The following is a 13,799-nucleotide window of genomic DNA, read 5'->3' as shown; positions in this document are numbered from 1 at the left end:
TAAAGTTGAGTGCTTGTAAGAATGTTGCGATGATAAATATAGCGTGAAAAATTTGAATATAGATAAAGTGCAAGTTGCACAACGCTTTGCCAAAGCAGGGCAGAGTTATGCAGAACAGGCGATTGTACAAAAGAAAATTTGTCAGCATTTAATCGCATTGATGCAAAATTATCTTGAACAAACAGATTTTGAACAAGCAGATTTAGAGCAAACTACTTTTGAACGTGGTTTTGAAATAGGTTGTGGTTCAGGTAATTTAACGCAACTACTTTTACAAAACTTTAAGATTAAAAACCTGATTTTAAATGATCTATATCCTGAAGTTCAGCAACATTTCCTTGATCAGAAAATCTATTTAGATCAAAAAAAATTAGAATGGTTGATTGGTGATATTGAACAATTGAACTTTCCACAAAATTTAGATGTGATTGCTTCAAGTTCTGCATTGCAATGGATGGTCGATTTAGACGCAATTTTAAAAAAATCGTCAGACGCATTAAATTCAAACGGATGGTTATGTTTTTCAACTTTTGGGCAGCAAAATTTTAAAGAAGTTAAAGCATTAACAGGACAGGGTTTAGATTATCTTGATCTTGAATCGATTCGTGAAAAATTAGAAGCACAGGGTTTCGATGTTCTACATCTTTCAGAAAGCATAGAAACTCTAAGCTTTGATCATCCCAAACAAGTTTTACAGCATCTGAAAGCTACGGGTGTGACGGCTACAGCCACTCAACATCGTTGGACAAAACAATCGTTACAGCAGTTCTATTCAGATTATCAACAATTTTCAAATCGTGATGAACGTGGGCAAATAACTTACTCCCTGACATATCATCCTATTTATTGTATTGCACGGAGAAAGCCATGAGCGCACCTGTCTATTTTATTAGTGGCATTGATACAGGCATTGGCAAAACCTACACAACTGGTTATTTGGCAAAGTTGTGGAATGAGCAAGGCAAAAAAACCATCACGCAGAAATTGATCCAAACAGGCAATACAGATATTTCAGAAGATATTGAACAGCACCGTGAAATTATGGGTATGGGATGGTTCCCAGAAGATGAAACAAAGCTGACCATGCCTGAAATTTTTACTTATCCTGCATCACCACATTTAGCCACTCAAATTGATGGTCGTGAAATTGATTTTGATAAAATAGCCAAAGCCACTCAACAATTAACTGAAAAATATGAGGTTGTATTATTAGAGGGTGCAGGTGGTTTAATGGTGCCTTTAACCACAGAGTTACTTACGATTGACTATTTAATAGAGAAAAAATATCCTGTAATTTTAGTCAGTTCAGGGCGTTTGGGTAGTATTAACCATACTTTGCTCAGTTTGGAAGCATTGAAAAACCGTGGTTTAGAACTCTATGCTTTGGCTTATAACTTAAATGATGAATCTCAGGATGTGTTGATTTCGAAAGATACCTCTGAATATCTTCAAGCATATCTGGCGAAACATTTTCCAAACGCATTGTGGATGGATATTCCTGTAATGTCATGAAAACTTGATTCAAATCGCGAAAATATTGCCATGCCATGAGTTTGTTATAAATAAAAATTTGTGGGTAGTACTTTAGCAATGTCTTAATAAACATAGAATTTTTAAATTTTCTTTGCATATAGGGATGCATATTTGTTTGAATTTGATCAGTCTGCTCAAGATAGGGCTGCTTAAAAATATTTGAACAGGCTAAGACTGTATTTAAATATGCGCAATTGTCCAAAGATAGCATTCCGTATAACACGACTGAAGGTAGTTTTTATTTACCAATAGCCATTATTTTCTATGATGTGGATGATGCTAATTTTCCAAGTGAATTTTATTTTATTGCCAAAATTGGACAGCAATTAGAATTACGGCAATGTGATGCAGGTATGGGCGTAAAATGGTTTCAAATTCCTGATTTACATCATGCTGTGACAGATTCGAAAGTGATTCAAAAAATTGGAGATTAATTTACCCAATTAAAAGAAAAAGTCATACAGCAATTTAAAGATAGACCAATACCTACACCCATTCAGACGGCTCAAGACGATAAAGAATCATCTGATTTGAATGAGGAACAAAAATAGGCTTATCGTGAATTGGCTGAAATTTGTTTGAAAAATCATCCGCGTAAAAACATTGCACTTGCTCAGATTGAGCAGTTAAAACAGGAAGATGATGATTTCTTTAGCACTATTGGACAATTGAGGGATGATTTATTCAAAGAAAATATTCGCCTGTTTGTGTCAATGGACTGGAAACAGGAAGCTTCTGATTTAGAGTGGCATCTCAGTAAGATATTAAAAGACAATTGGCAATTGGACATTGAACTACCCAATGCGATGCAGTTTGGTGAAAATGCGATAGTATCTGATGATGAGGTTTTTACGACTTATGATACCGCTTTACATTCACATGGTTTAAAAATTGGATATCTAGATATGGATTCAGATTCTTATGTCTTTATGGTGCATCCAATTCAGGCGACAGACACCGTAAAGAAAAATATTGAAATAATATAGGCTATCAGTATCAATAGCAAAGCTCAAAATCTAATACTGTCGTGATGATCTATTTGTTTCACGACGTAGATAGATATATTTACGGTGCAGAGGTAGCAGAAAAGGTAGTAACAGAAAGTGTAGAAAAAAAGTGAATAACATAACGATGATTAAAGCATCCCAATAACTTGATGCATGCATTGCGCCAAGAAATGAAATACAGGTGAATGAAACTGGAATAATGCTAAACAATAAGAAACTAATGAAAGGATGGCGAATACTAAAAGGTGAGAGAAGCAAAAAAGCATAATTTAATATAACAATTGCATAGGCAGTAATGCAGAAAAGTACACCATCAAGAGGGTAAGCATATTCTTCTTGCAACATTCCTCTAGATTTGAGATAGCTTGAAATAAATTGCCCTTGATAGGCAATGAATGCACTGGCAGTCAGCCAAATCATTAATAAAATAAGAGTTGTAGGAATATATTTTTTCATTGTTTTAATTATACATTGAGATTGGCAATAAAAAGCCACTATAGAAATAGTGGCTTTTGGAATCAAGCTTTAAAGATTAAAACTTTTTAAAACCTTTGTTAATGCCAAAAGGTTTGCGTTGAGCAAACTTATTTTCATTACGGTTTGGATTATCCATGGTGTTGCCATTACGGTCGCCGTTGCGATCATTGCTAAAACTACTACCTGTACGTTCAGTACCACGGTTGTTGTTCGAGCGATTTTCACCACGTTGTTCTGGGCGATCAGTACGGTTATTAAAACGGTTTTCACCTTGCTGTTCTGTACGGTTAACGCGAGGATAGCGATTTTCCGTACGACCTGCTTCAGGGCTTGCTTGACGATGGTCACGACGTGGTGCTTCTGGAGATGCATTTTCACCATCAGTATCACGACGTTGTTGACGTAAGAAGCCACCACGACGTGCATTTAATGGTTTCTCTTGCATACGTTCAGTACGGCGTTTTGCCATACCATATAAACCAGTCCCTTGACGTGGTTTAAGTTCGACAGCTTTGGTTAAGTTGTCGATATCATTTTTATCTAGTTCCATCCAACGACCTGTACGTAGTTCACGTGGGAGAATTACAGTACCGTAACGGGTACGTAATAGGCGACTTACTTTTAAGCCTTGAGATTCAAAGATACGACGAACCTCGCGGTTACGTCCTTCTTTTACAACAACTTGGTACCAACGATTGATCCCTTCACCACCAATTTCAGAGAAGGATTCAAATTTCGCAGGACCATCATCAAGAACAACACCTTTCATCATGGTGTTCTTAATTTGGGGTGTAACTTCACCCATCACACGAACTGCGTATTCGCGTTCGATTTCATTCGATGGGTGCATCAAACGATTGGCCAATTCGCCATCATTTGTGAACAATAAAAGCCCAGTCGAGTTGATGTCTAAACGACCAACCATCACCCAACGATCACCTGGAATTGTTGGTAAATGCTCAAATACCGTTGGGCGTGATTCTGGATCATTGCGTGAACAAATTTCGCCTTCTGGTTTGTAATAAATTAAAACACGGCGACGAATTTCGTCTTCAATTTGGAATTGAACTTTACGACCATCGATGCGAAGCTCATCAGTTGGTTCAATGCGTTCACCCACTTGAGCAACTTGACCGTTGACACTCACGCGACCAGCAGCAATGACTTCCTCCATATAACGGCGAGAGCCTAGTCCTACTCGTGCGAGTACCTTTTGCAATTTTTCACTCATGACAACATAACCTTAGAGATAATAATCAACAGTGCACCTATTTATGATTTTGGAGCTTGCGCATCCAAGGCCATAAAAGCTTCCTTGGCATCCTGAAGGGGAGGCAATTGACCCAATGAAACGAGACCAAAAGCATTTAAAAATTGTGGCGTTGTAACTAACAACGCAGGTCTTCCCGGAAGTTCTCGGAATCCAGACTCTTTAATCCAGTTCCATTCAAATAACGTCCTTAGTATTTGGCTGTTATTTGTCACTCCACGAATTTGCTCAATATCAGCACGGGTTACGGGCTGATGGTAAGCAACCACTGCTACTGTTTCGAGCAATGATGGTGATAATTTGGTTGGGCGTTCAGGATACACTTGTGCAATAAAATTTCGATATTTTGCACGAACTTGAAAACGATATCCTTGAGCTGTTTCAATCAACTCAATTGAACGACCATGTTGTAAAACTGATAACTGTTGTAAATATTGGCGTAATTGCTGTTTAGAATATTGGTCTTGAAATGCTTCTTTCAGTCGTGCAATGGAAACAGGTGCATCACTTGCGAAAATAATCGCTTCAAGTTGCATCAAGACTTCATGGTGTAGCTCATCAATATTAAAACTATTACTCTGATCAATGGTCATGATTGCATTCCTTGAATCATCAAAGGTGCTTCAATTCCAGTTGAAAGAATATTAATTTTTTGTTGACGAGTCAGTTCTAAAACAGCCATAAAGGTTACAACCATACCCATACGACCTTGACTTGGTTTTAGTAAATCTTCAAAACTTAAGACCTTACCTGAGTTGAGCATATATTGAATATAAGCAATACGTTCTTCTAGAAGCACAGGCTCTTGTTCAATTTTATGGGTAACAGGTTCTGGTCTGTTAAAAATACAGTATAAAGCATCACGTAGTATTTCAGCTTCATAGCCATCATACACTGTTGCAACTTGACCCAAACTGACATTGGTCGCAAATGTATCACGATCTAATACAGGCATTTGACCTAAATGCTCTGCGGCTTTTTTAACACGTAAATAGGTTTCTAAACGATCAATCAGTTCTTGTTTCGGATCTTTTTCAATATGGATGGTTTTAGGTTTTGGCAATAATAATCGAGATTTTAAATCTGCCAATAATGCCGCCATCACCATATAGTCAGCAGTTAGCTCAATATTCAAAGACTTCATACTGTCCATATAAGACAAATATTGTGATGCAATCGGTGCGATATCAACTTGTAATAAGTCAAAACCATTTTTTTGAATCAAATAAATTAAAAAGTCGAGTGGTCCTTCGAAATGTTCTAGCAGAATTTCGAAAGCAGCAGGAGGTATATATAAATCCTCTGGAATTGAATCTTGCCACTCATCTAAAACACGGATGTGTGGAATCTGTTCCATAACGTCTTGGATAGGTTGGGTCATTACCGTTATTAGCCACGCGAATTTTCAAAAGCATGTTAGGGCGATTCGGAGATCACTTGTCGAAATTGTATAGAAGGGAAAGTGATGGTCGAAAAGCGTGTAGAAAGTTTGCCTATTCTAAAGGAAAAATGAAATTGAATAAATTGCTAAAACGGAGAAAACGATAAAAAACCTGAAAATAAATAGGGAATATTTATTTTGGTGATACTTATTCATCATTTTGTTAATATTTTTGCAATAACACTAGCAATAATCTTAAAAATCTGCAAAATTGTGATATTCATCAAATTATTTAAGAAAAAAGATGTTTGATTATCAAAAAACACAAATAAATACATTGGATCAAAATACTGGGGTTGAAGTAGATACTTCTGACTTTGAAGATTTGAATCCACAGCAATTAAATGGGCGATGGGTTAAATTAATCCCAATACAAGACATAGAGCCTGAATCGAACAGTTTTCGAAGCATTTGGCGCACGGTAGAAAGAGAAAGCAATAAGGGGGCATGGACTTATTTGCCCTATCCAGAATTTGCTTTTCAAGTTCAACTCGAAACAGCGCTAAAGTCTAATTTTGGTTTTTATCATGCACAACATTATCTCATTCAAGTCGGACATCAGTTTTTAGGATGGATTGCACTTTTAAATATCCGTCAAGATGATCGTGTTGCTGAGATTGGTAATATTTATTTTTCAGACCAAATGAAACAAACTACAGCAGCGACTGAAGCCGTTTATTTGTTGTTGCAGGAATGTTTTGAACAAAATTTTCGAAAAGTCGAATGGCGCTGTGATGATTTGAACGAAGCATCGGTTAATGCCGCTGTCCGTTTGGGCTTTTTGTATGAAGGCACGTTGCGTCAAGATCGAATTGTAAAAGGTCATAATCGTAATACTGCTTGTTTTTCGATACTCGATGAAGAGTGGATTAAGTTACAGCAAGCTTTTACGGATTGGTTAAAACAAGATAACTTTAATATAGAGCGTCAACAAAAAATACGTTTAGAAGAGTTTATGAAGTTGTATCCGATTATTGGTCGAAATGATCCTGAAAATGCTGACCAGAAAAAAGATGCAACCTAATTTAAGATTTACGTAATTAAAAATTCATTATATCGATCATTCAATGTAAGCGCTTATTCAAAAGCGCTTACATCTCCCACACCATGACGTACAACTATAGGATTTAAACCTGAAAGATCAACAATACTGGTGGTGCTTAACATACCCAAACCACTGTCAATAAAAACATCAATACGTTTTTCAAGTTGTTGTTCAATATCATAGGGATCATCTAAAGGTTCATTTTGACCAGGCAAAATCAGTGTACTGGTGAGTAACGGCTCACCTAGTTCCCGCAGTAACATCTGGCATACCGCATTACTTGGAACACGCAAACCAATGGTTTTCTTTTTGGGATGCATTAAGCGGCGTGGCACTTCACTGGTTGCAGGCAAAATAAACGTGGTAACAGCAGGGGTGTTGGCTTTGAGTAACCGATACATTGCATTGTCTACTTTGGCATAGGTCGCAATGTCAGATAAATCGGCACAGATAATCGCATATTGGTGTTTTGCCCCTAAACCTCGGATTTGACTAATTCGTTCCATGGCATTTTTATTGCCAATTTGGCAACCAATCGCATAGGCTGCATCAGTCGGGTAGACCACGACATCACCCGCACGAATTCTTTCTACAGCTTGACTAATGAGGCGTGGCTGCGGGTTGTCAGGATGTATTCTTAAATGAAGCATATTATTGTTCTCCTGATGTCTTTTAAGCTTATTATCACTTGAATATATAAAGTGTTTCAATGTGACTCTGTTGAATTATGTAATTTAATCAAGCATTTCTCTATGAAACTCATCACTTTGTAATGTTTTGCCACTTCTGGTGCATATACAGAGGCAATCGATGAAGCGTTTTGCATCACGAGGAAGCTTTGCTTCAGCATTAAAATAAGCATGTACCTGAGCATAAACATGATCTTTAAAGCTTGAGCCATTACCACCATCTCCCGTTAAATTGTCCAAAGACACACGGAATTTACGACCTAAGGCTTGGGAATATAACCATTCAATGGCTTGGGGTTTAACTTCAACTTGTTCAAATAGCGCTTGTTGTTCAGCACTTCTTCCATCTGGTGCATACCAATAGCCTAAATCAGCCAATAAACGACGTTGATCACCTGCAATACTCCAATGGCTGATCTCATGGAGAGCGCTATTTAAAAAACCATGGGCGAATTGAATGCTCGCAGGTGCTTGTTCTGATGCTGGAAAATATTCGGGTTCAAAATCTCCACGAACAAGTCGCACATTTAGGTGGGAAAACCAATGATTAAAGTGTAAGATAAGCCAATCCACTTGCTGGACTTCTGTTTGTAAAGTGACCCACGACGTGAGTTGTATCGGGTCTAAATTCAAGGCAGAATTAGAGCTTGGAAGGGACTTAATAAGTGATGAAGTTGTTATTTCAGGTTGCGGCTGCAACAGGTACATGACTTATTTCCCAAATTGATCTGTCTAAATAAGTACAAAATTGTATCTTAATCTTTGACAGAGTACCCATGAATTTGTAGAATTGCCGCCTTAATTATGTCAGCAAATACCTTTCCGGCACAGATTGAGCCGTTTAAATGGGCTGAACAAGGCTTTACGTGGTCAGGTAAACTGCCACTGTCTCGCTTTGTTCGTATTTCCCGTGAAGCTGTTGGATCAATTGATCTTCAATTGATTACTATAGACTGTAAGCTATCAATGGATGCGTATCATCGTATCGTGTGGTTAAGTGGTCATGTTGAAACGAATGTTCCAATGGAGTGCCAGCGTTGTCTGGAACACGTTGAAATTTCTCTCGTTTCAGACTTTCATTTAGCGCTAGTAGATGATGAGTCACTGATAGAGCGCTTGGATGAGGAAGCTGATTTCATCGTCTTAGGTGAGAGTGAAGCAACGACAAAAGGTAGCTTTGATGCGCCTGCGTCGGCTGATTTATTGTCATTGATAGAAGATGAATTGTTATTGTTGATGCCTTTATCTCCTAGACATAATGTTTGTGAGCATAAACATCAACCCGCCGAAGAAGACCTTGTTGAAGAAAAACGGGATAATCCGTTTGATGTTTTGGCAGGTTTGAAGGGTAAACTTAACTAATTTTTGTGTTATACTGTAAAGTATAAGACAACTAAATTTGTTCTGATCCATTTTTTCGATCTTTGTAAGGAGCCATCATGGCCGTTCAGCAAAACCGTAAAAGTCGCTCTCGCCGTGACATGCGCCGTTCACATGACGCTTTAACCGAGAATGCATTAACTGTAGACCAAGCTACTGGTGAGACTCATCGTCGCCACCACGTAACTAAAGATGGTTTCTACCGTGGTCGTCAATTATTCGCTAAAGCAGCTGATGCTGAATAATTGGTGATGTATTAAGCGTCAAGCTTAGTAGAAAAAATGGGAGCGTAAGCTCCCTTTTTTTGTTTTTCTTTTTTGTTGCATTTCGCAATTAAAAATAAATTTATTTAGTGTTAAATTGCCGCATCGGAAACGAGTTAAAACGAAGAAAGGACTTTTATATGTCTGCTAAGCGACTCGAGCAAGCAGCTCAAGCTACAAAAACTGCATTTTTGTTCCCAGGTCAAGGTTCACAAAAAGTAGGCATGCTGGCTGAACTTGCGGAACAATTTAGCGGTGTGCGAGACACTTTTGCCGAAGCTTCAGAAGCAATTGGTTATGACTTGTGGCACATCGCACAAAGTGGTGAAGGTTTAGATCAAACCGAAAACACTCAGCCTGTATTACTCACAGCAAGTATTGCCTTATGGCGTGTTTGGTTAGACTTTGGTGGTGTAGCACCAAAATATCTAGCAGGGCATTCTTTAGGTGAATACAGTGCTTTGGTTGCGGCAAATGCAATGACTTTGGCAGATGCAGTAAAATTAGTACATCTACGAGGTAAACTCATGCAATCCGCTGTTCCTCAAGGACAGGGGGCTATGGCTGCGATTTTAGGCTTAGATGATGCGAAAGTACTTGAACTTTGTGAACAAGCCAATGTGCTTGGTGGTGGTTCGGTAGAAGCTGCAAATTATAATGCCCAAGGTCAAGTGGTTGTTGCAGGCGCTAAGTTACTGGTTGAAGCTGTGATGAGTGCTGCAAAAGAAAATGGTGGTAAAGCCATTGCACTTCCTGTTTCTGTTCCTTCACATTGCTCGTTAATGAAACCTGCTGCAGTACAATTTGCAGAAGCGTTGGAACAAACTGCCATTGAGCTGCCAAGTATTCCTGTAATACAAAACATTAATGCGGAAATTGCCACGGATCTAACCCAATTACGTCAAGCGTTAACAGCGCAGTTGTACCAATCGGTGCAATGGACAAAAACAATGCAATATTTACAAGATCAAGGTATTCAGTATGTTGTTGAGTGTGGCCCAGGTAATGTACTGGCTAACCTTGCAAAACGATTACCGAATATTGAGAAAGCATTTCCAATAGATACGCAAAGTCGTATGGAAGATGCACTCAATGCTATTTTAGTGGCAGAAGGGAAAATTGCATGACACAAGAACGCAAAGTTGCATTGGTGACAGGTGCGAGTAGAGGGATTGGTGCAGCCATCGCTCAACAACTGATTCAAGATGGATATTTTGTTGTTGGTACAGCAACCTCAACATCTGGCGCGGATAAATTAACAGCACAATTTGCTGAACAAGGTGCTGGAGCGGTTTTAGATGTACGTGATGGTGCTGCAATCGATGCATTGGTTTCAGACATTGAACAAAAATATGGTTCAGTGATGATTCTTGTGAATAATGCAGGGATTACCAAAGATAATTTGTTACTGCGTATGTCTGAAGATGATTGGGATGATATTCTCAATATCCATCTTAAAGCGGTTTTCCGTTTATCTAAACGTGTGTTAAAAGGCATGACTAAAGCACGCTTTGGACGAATTATTAATATTAGTTCTGTGGTTGCACACTTTGCAAACCCAGGACAAGCCAACTATTCAGCTGCGAAAGCGGGCATTGAAGCATTTAGCCGTAGTTTAGCGAAAGAGATGGGAAGTCGTAAGATTACTGTCAATTGTATCGCACCAGGCTTTATTGCAACAGAAATGACTGAACAGTTGAATGAAGAAATTCGTAAAAAAATGAGTGATCAAGTGGCTTTAAATCGCTTTGGCGAACCACAAGATATTGCGAATGCAGTAAGTTTCTTGGCTTCGGATCAGGCAAGTTACATCACTGGTACAGTGTTACATGTAAATGGTGGCTTATACATGGCTTAATTGCGATGTATAAACTTTGAAAAATTTCTAGATTCAATTAAACTAGTGGCAATTATAACGCCACAAGCAATGAGGAGAATTCCTGTGAGCGATATCGAACTACGCATTAAACAAGCGGTTGCAGAGCAACTTGGTATGAAAGCTGAAGAGATCAAAAACGAAGCATCTTTTATGGATGACTTAGGTGCTGACTCTCTTGACTTAGTTGAGCTTGTTATGTCTTTCGAAAACGACTTTGACATCACTATTCCAGATGAAGATTCTAACGAAATCACAACTGTTCAATCTGCTATTGACTATGTTTCTAAGAAACTAGGTTAATCTGCCGATCTAGTAGCTTTGCTACTAATCAAAGCCACTCTTTTAAGGGTGGCTTTTTTATTACGTATTGATTTGAAGCATTGATGATAAATAACTTAAAAAACAAAATATTAGTTACATATAGTTACGTTTGATTCACCAAAGACAACGCATTTTTGGTTAAATTTTAGGTATAAAAATAGAGTTAAAATTTTTATAACACTTTAATAATGAAGATGGAGAATTAGAATGGGTCTTTTTGATTTTGTAAAAGGTATTGGTAAGAAGAATACAGCTGCTGCTGAGCCACAAGCAGCGCCTGCTACACCTGCTGAGCCATCTGCTCAAGAAGTTGCAAATAAATTACTGGGTCACATTAAAGCATTGGGTCTACCGATTACAGGTTTGTCTGTAAGCTATAACGGTGCTTCTGACCTTGCAACCATTAATGGGCAAGTACAAAGCCAAGCAGACCGTGAAAAAATTGTTTTAGCTGTGGGTAATATTGATCATGTTGCAAAAGTAGATGATCAAATGACAGTCGCAACACCTGAGCCAGAAAGTAAATTTTACACTGTAAAATCGGGTGATAATCTTTCTAAAATTTCTAAAGAATATTATGGTGATGCAAACCAATACAACAAAATTTTTGAAGCGAATCGTCCTTTGTTGAAAAATGCAGATGACATTTTCCCGGGTCAGGTTCTTCGTATTCCTGCGTAATATTGAAATAAGTGAAAAGGCGCGTAATGCGCCTTTTTTATTATTGGTGAGAGAGGGAAATTAAATACTCAGTGTTAATTTTTTATACTGAAATAAAAAAACCACCATTAATGGCGGTTTTTCAATGACATTTTATGCGTTGCAAATGACAGCTTATGTGTCGCGTGACGCGAAAAACTTACCAGCTTAATGCACCACCAGTTTGATAGTCTGTTACGCGCGTTTCAAAGAAATTCTTCTCTTTACGCAAGTCCATCATTTCAGACATCCACTGGAATGGATTATTCACACCAGCAAATTGTTCAGGTAAACCAAGTTGCGCTAAACGACGGTTTGCAATGAACTTCAAGTATTCTTCCATCATTGCAGCATTCATACCCAATACACCACGTGGCATCGTGTCACGTGCATATTCAATTTCAAGCATTGTCCCTTCAAGAATCATTTGCACGATTTCTTCTTGGAATTCAGTCGTCCAAAGAGAAGGGTTTTCAATTTTGATTTGGTTAATCATGTCGATACCAAAATTCAAATGCATTGATTCATCACGTAAAATGTATTGGAATTGTTCAGCAACACCATTCATTTTATTACGACGACCCATACTTAAAATTTGGCTGAAACCACAATAGAAGAAGATCCCTTCAAGTACACAATAGAACGCGATCAAGTTGCGAAGCAAAATTTGATCGTTTTCAGGTGTCCCTGTTTGGAATGTTTGGTCACATAATGATTGCGTATATTTCAAGCCCCATGCTGCTTTACGTGCAACTGATGGAACTTCGCGATACATGTTGAAGACTTCGCCTTCATCCATACCTAAAGATTCGATACAGTATTGGTAAGCATGCGTGTGAATCGCTTCTTCAAATGCTTGACGTAAAATGTATTGACGGCATTCAGGGTTGGTAATATGACGGTAAATCGCCAAAACCAAATTGTTTGCAACCAATGAGTCAGCAGTAGAGAAGAAACCTAAAGAACGCATAACAATAGTACGCTCATCTTCAGTTAAGCCATTTTCAGACTTCCAAAGCGCGATGTCATTGTTCATGTTCACTTCTTGTGGCATCCAGTGGTTTGCGCAACCGTCTAGATATTTCTGCCAAGCCCATTCGTATTTGAACGGTACAAGTTGGTTCAAGTCAGCACGACAGTTAATCATGGCTTTGTCATCAACTTGAACACGCTGAGCGCCCATTTCAAGCTCTTCTAAGCCAGGTGCGACATCAAGCGTTTCTAAGGCTGCAGATGCTCTTGCCAAGGAATCGGTTGAATGTTTTGCGGTTCTTTGATTGGCTCTAGCGGGTTGTGCAGTTGCCACATCCGGCGATGACTGCTTTGTATCAGGTACCACTTGCGAATCAGCCTTTTTTTGCGGTTCGATGGTCGCAGGCTGGTCAGCTTGTGTAGCTTGTTTCTGTTCATCATCTTCAAAATCGTCCCAACTTAGGATAGACATCTTTGTTCTCTCTTCGTTGATAATCTGTTGTCGACATCTCACAATCGAAGATGTCAGTACTATACGCTTATTCTGTGTAAGCAAAATTAAGTTTTGCCGATCAAAGCTCTAAAATTGTTCAAAAGAGCAAATGCCCACACTACTTATTTTGCTTGCTCTTATGTTGTTTCCGAATGGCGATAAAAGCATAAGCCATTGGGATGTAAAAAATAAGAAAGGCTAAGATCAGTGCAAAAATGCCTAACTCGTAGTTATGACTTAAATGGAACATGTTCTTAGCCTTTTTTACAATCCTATCCCTAACCCTCTTCTTTGAAAAAGAGAAGGAGTACACCTTTTGAATGTTTGATC

General features: G+C 38.4%; 19 protein-coding genes. 11 read left to right on the top strand and 8 right to left on the bottom strand.

Going from position 1 to position 13,799, the window contains the following annotated elements; translation table 11 throughout:
• Positions 1 to 43 precede the first annotated feature (43 nt).
• The 4 genes from bioC (at position 44) to B9T35_RS06760 (ending at position 2,519) form a co-directional block, all read left to right on the top strand.
• The gene (gene bioC, locus B9T35_RS06775; protein ID WP_086190366.1) at positions 44 to 871 is read left to right on the top strand and encodes a malonyl-ACP O-methyltransferase BioC; all 828 of its coding nucleotides are present in this window, start codon (positions 44 to 46) and stop codon (positions 869 to 871) included.
• Positions 868 to 1,512: a dethiobiotin synthase gene (bioD, locus tag B9T35_RS06770; protein WP_086190365.1), complete on the top strand. Its 645-nt coding sequence runs from the start codon at positions 868 to 870 to the stop codon at positions 1,510 to 1,512. Before bioC ends, bioD begins: the two co-directional genes overlap by 4 nt.
• A gap of 215 nt (positions 1,513 to 1,727) precedes the next feature.
• Positions 1,728 to 1,967 carry a hypothetical protein gene (locus B9T35_RS06765; protein WP_086190364.1) on the top strand — a complete coding sequence of 80 codons (240 nt, stop codon included), beginning with the start codon at positions 1,728 to 1,730 and terminating at the stop codon, positions 1,965 to 1,967.
• Positions 1,968 to 2,111: 144 nt separating this feature from the next.
• The gene (locus B9T35_RS06760) at positions 2,112 to 2,519 is read left to right on the top strand and encodes a hypothetical protein (RefSeq protein ID WP_213033357.1); all 408 of its coding nucleotides are present in this window, start codon (positions 2,112 to 2,114) and stop codon (positions 2,517 to 2,519) included.
• A 30-nt stretch (positions 2,520 to 2,549) separates the two neighbouring features.
• Here B9T35_RS06760 and B9T35_RS06755 read toward each other — a convergent pair whose 3' ends face one another.
• From B9T35_RS06755 to B9T35_RS06740, 4 genes are all read right to left on the bottom strand, one after another.
• The gene (locus B9T35_RS06755) at positions 2,550 to 2,960 is read right to left on the bottom strand and encodes a hypothetical protein (protein ID WP_213033356.1); all 411 of its coding nucleotides are present in this window, start codon (positions 2,958 to 2,960) and stop codon (positions 2,550 to 2,552) included.
• Between the two features lie 112 nt (positions 2,961 to 3,072).
• Positions 3,073 to 4,248, bottom strand: a complete 1,176-nt coding sequence (gene rluB, locus B9T35_RS06750; protein ID WP_086190361.1) for a 23S rRNA pseudouridine(2605) synthase RluB — start codon at positions 4,246 to 4,248, stop codon at positions 3,073 to 3,075.
• 41 nt (positions 4,249 to 4,289) lie between these two features.
• Positions 4,290 to 4,880 carry an SMC-Scp complex subunit ScpB gene (gene scpB, locus B9T35_RS06745; protein WP_086190360.1) on the bottom strand — a complete coding sequence of 197 codons (591 nt, stop codon included), beginning with the start codon at positions 4,878 to 4,880 and terminating at the stop codon, positions 4,290 to 4,292.
• Positions 4,877 to 5,668 carry a segregation and condensation protein A gene (locus B9T35_RS06740; protein ID WP_086190359.1) on the bottom strand — a complete coding sequence of 264 codons (792 nt, stop codon included), beginning with the start codon at positions 5,666 to 5,668 and terminating at the stop codon, positions 4,877 to 4,879. Before B9T35_RS06740 ends, scpB begins: the two co-directional genes overlap by 4 nt.
• Before the next feature lie 304 nt (positions 5,669 to 5,972).
• On the opposite strand from B9T35_RS06740, the gene B9T35_RS06735 reads away from it, so the two are divergent.
• Complete coding sequence (locus B9T35_RS06735) at positions 5,973 to 6,752, top strand: GNAT family N-acetyltransferase (protein ID WP_086190358.1); 780 nt, start codon at positions 5,973 to 5,975, stop codon at positions 6,750 to 6,752.
• 53 nt (positions 6,753 to 6,805) lie between these two features.
• Here the strand turns inward: B9T35_RS06735 and B9T35_RS06730 are convergent, their stop codons facing one another.
• The gene (locus B9T35_RS06730; RefSeq protein ID WP_086190357.1) at positions 6,806 to 7,423 is read right to left on the bottom strand and encodes an L-threonylcarbamoyladenylate synthase; all 618 of its coding nucleotides are present in this window, start codon (positions 7,421 to 7,423) and stop codon (positions 6,806 to 6,808) included.
• An 84-nt stretch (positions 7,424 to 7,507) separates the two neighbouring features.
• Positions 7,508 to 8,170: an elongation factor P hydroxylase gene (locus B9T35_RS06725; protein WP_086190356.1), complete on the bottom strand. Its 663-nt coding sequence runs from the start codon at positions 8,168 to 8,170 to the stop codon at positions 7,508 to 7,510.
• Between the two features lie 96 nt (positions 8,171 to 8,266).
• Here B9T35_RS06725 and B9T35_RS06720 point away from each other — a divergent pair, with 96 nt between their 5' ends.
• The 6 genes from B9T35_RS06720 (at position 8,267) to lysM (ending at position 11,986) form a co-directional block, all read left to right on the top strand.
• Entirely contained in the window at positions 8,267 to 8,824 is a 558-nt protein-coding gene (locus tag B9T35_RS06720) for a YceD family protein (protein ID WP_086190355.1), read from the top strand.
• Positions 8,825 to 8,901: 77 nt separating this feature from the next.
• Positions 8,902 to 9,087 carry a 50S ribosomal protein L32 gene (rpmF, locus tag B9T35_RS06715; protein WP_000290730.1) on the top strand — a complete coding sequence of 62 codons (186 nt, stop codon included), beginning with the start codon at positions 8,902 to 8,904 and terminating at the stop codon, positions 9,085 to 9,087.
• 158 nt (positions 9,088 to 9,245) lie between these two features.
• A complete protein-coding gene (gene fabD, locus B9T35_RS06710) occupies positions 9,246 to 10,232 on the top strand; it encodes an ACP S-malonyltransferase (RefSeq protein WP_086190354.1) in 987 nt (328 codons plus the stop codon).
• Positions 10,229 to 10,963 (top strand): 3-oxoacyl-ACP reductase FabG, encoded by a 735-nt coding sequence (gene fabG, locus B9T35_RS06705; RefSeq protein WP_086190353.1) that lies wholly within the window; start codon positions 10,229 to 10,231, stop codon positions 10,961 to 10,963. The genes fabD and fabG overlap by 4 nt, the downstream gene beginning before the upstream one ends.
• Before the next feature lie 84 nt (positions 10,964 to 11,047).
• Complete coding sequence (gene acpP, locus B9T35_RS06700) at positions 11,048 to 11,284, top strand: acyl carrier protein (RefSeq protein ID WP_086190352.1); 237 nt, start codon at positions 11,048 to 11,050, stop codon at positions 11,282 to 11,284.
• Between the two features lie 228 nt (positions 11,285 to 11,512).
• The gene (gene lysM, locus B9T35_RS06695) at positions 11,513 to 11,986 is read left to right on the top strand and encodes a peptidoglycan-binding protein LysM (RefSeq protein WP_086190351.1); all 474 of its coding nucleotides are present in this window, start codon (positions 11,513 to 11,515) and stop codon (positions 11,984 to 11,986) included.
• 178 nt (positions 11,987 to 12,164) lie between these two features.
• Here lysM and B9T35_RS06690 read toward each other — a convergent pair whose 3' ends face one another.
• Both B9T35_RS06690 and B9T35_RS18630 read right to left on the bottom strand, forming a co-directional pair.
• Positions 12,165 to 13,448 (bottom strand): ribonucleotide-diphosphate reductase subunit beta, encoded by a 1,284-nt coding sequence (locus B9T35_RS06690; RefSeq protein ID WP_086190350.1) that lies wholly within the window; start codon positions 13,446 to 13,448, stop codon positions 12,165 to 12,167.
• A 139-nt stretch (positions 13,449 to 13,587) separates the two neighbouring features.
• On the bottom strand, positions 13,588 to 13,719 hold the full coding sequence (locus tag B9T35_RS18630) for a preprotein translocase subunit YajC (protein WP_086190614.1): 132 nt from the start codon (positions 13,717 to 13,719) through the stop codon (positions 13,588 to 13,590).
• Positions 13,720 to 13,799 lie beyond the last annotated feature (80 nt).

The organism is Acinetobacter sp. ANC 3832 (assembly GCF_002135415.1).
GTDB lineage: Bacteria > Pseudomonadota > Gammaproteobacteria > Pseudomonadales > Moraxellaceae > Acinetobacter.
Note: the sequence above shows the minus strand (reverse complement) of the source record. Positions and strands in the feature narration are given on the sequence as shown.

What these genes read in the sequence shown, in the direction of transcription:
- rpmF (WP_000290730.1), top strand. Translation starts at nt 8,902, where the DNA reads ATGGCCGTTCAGCAAAACCGTAAAAGTCGCTCTCGCCGTGACATGCGC.
- bioD (WP_086190365.1), top strand. Translation starts at nt 868, where the DNA reads ATGAGCGCACCTGTCTATTTTATTAGTGGCATTGATACAGGCATTGGC.
- scpB (WP_086190360.1), bottom strand. Translation starts at nt 4,880, where the DNA reads ATGACCATTGATCAGAGTAATAGTTTTAATATTGATGAGCTACACCAT.
- rluB (WP_086190361.1), bottom strand. Translation starts at nt 4,248, where the DNA reads ATGAGTGAAAAATTGCAAAAGGTACTCGCACGAGTAGGACTAGGCTCT.
- B9T35_RS06690 (WP_086190350.1), bottom strand. Translation starts at nt 13,448, where the DNA reads ATGTCTATCCTAAGTTGGGACGATTTTGAAGATGATGAACAGAAACAA.
- B9T35_RS06725 (WP_086190356.1), bottom strand. Translation starts at nt 8,170, where the DNA reads ATGTACCTGTTGCAGCCGCAACCTGAAATAACAACTTCATCACTTATT.
- B9T35_RS06740 (WP_086190359.1), bottom strand. Translation starts at nt 5,668, where the DNA reads ATGACCCAACCTATCCAAGACGTTATGGAACAGATTCCACACATCCGT.
- B9T35_RS06730 (WP_086190357.1), bottom strand. Translation starts at nt 7,423, where the DNA reads ATGCTTCATTTAAGAATACATCCTGACAACCCGCAGCCACGCCTCATT.
- B9T35_RS06735 (WP_086190358.1), top strand. Translation starts at nt 5,973, where the DNA reads ATGTTTGATTATCAAAAAACACAAATAAATACATTGGATCAAAATACT.
- lysM (WP_086190351.1), top strand. Translation starts at nt 11,513, where the DNA reads ATGGGTCTTTTTGATTTTGTAAAAGGTATTGGTAAGAAGAATACAGCT.
- fabG (WP_086190353.1), top strand. Translation starts at nt 10,229, where the DNA reads ATGACACAAGAACGCAAAGTTGCATTGGTGACAGGTGCGAGTAGAGGG.
- B9T35_RS06720 (WP_086190355.1), top strand. Translation starts at nt 8,267, where the DNA reads ATGTCAGCAAATACCTTTCCGGCACAGATTGAGCCGTTTAAATGGGCT.
- B9T35_RS18630 (WP_086190614.1), bottom strand. Translation starts at nt 13,719, where the DNA reads ATGTTCCATTTAAGTCATAACTACGAGTTAGGCATTTTTGCACTGATC.
- B9T35_RS06755 (WP_213033356.1), bottom strand. Translation starts at nt 2,960, where the DNA reads ATGATTTGGCTGACTGCCAGTGCATTCATTGCCTATCAAGGGCAATTT.
- fabD (WP_086190354.1), top strand. Translation starts at nt 9,246, where the DNA reads ATGTCTGCTAAGCGACTCGAGCAAGCAGCTCAAGCTACAAAAACTGCA.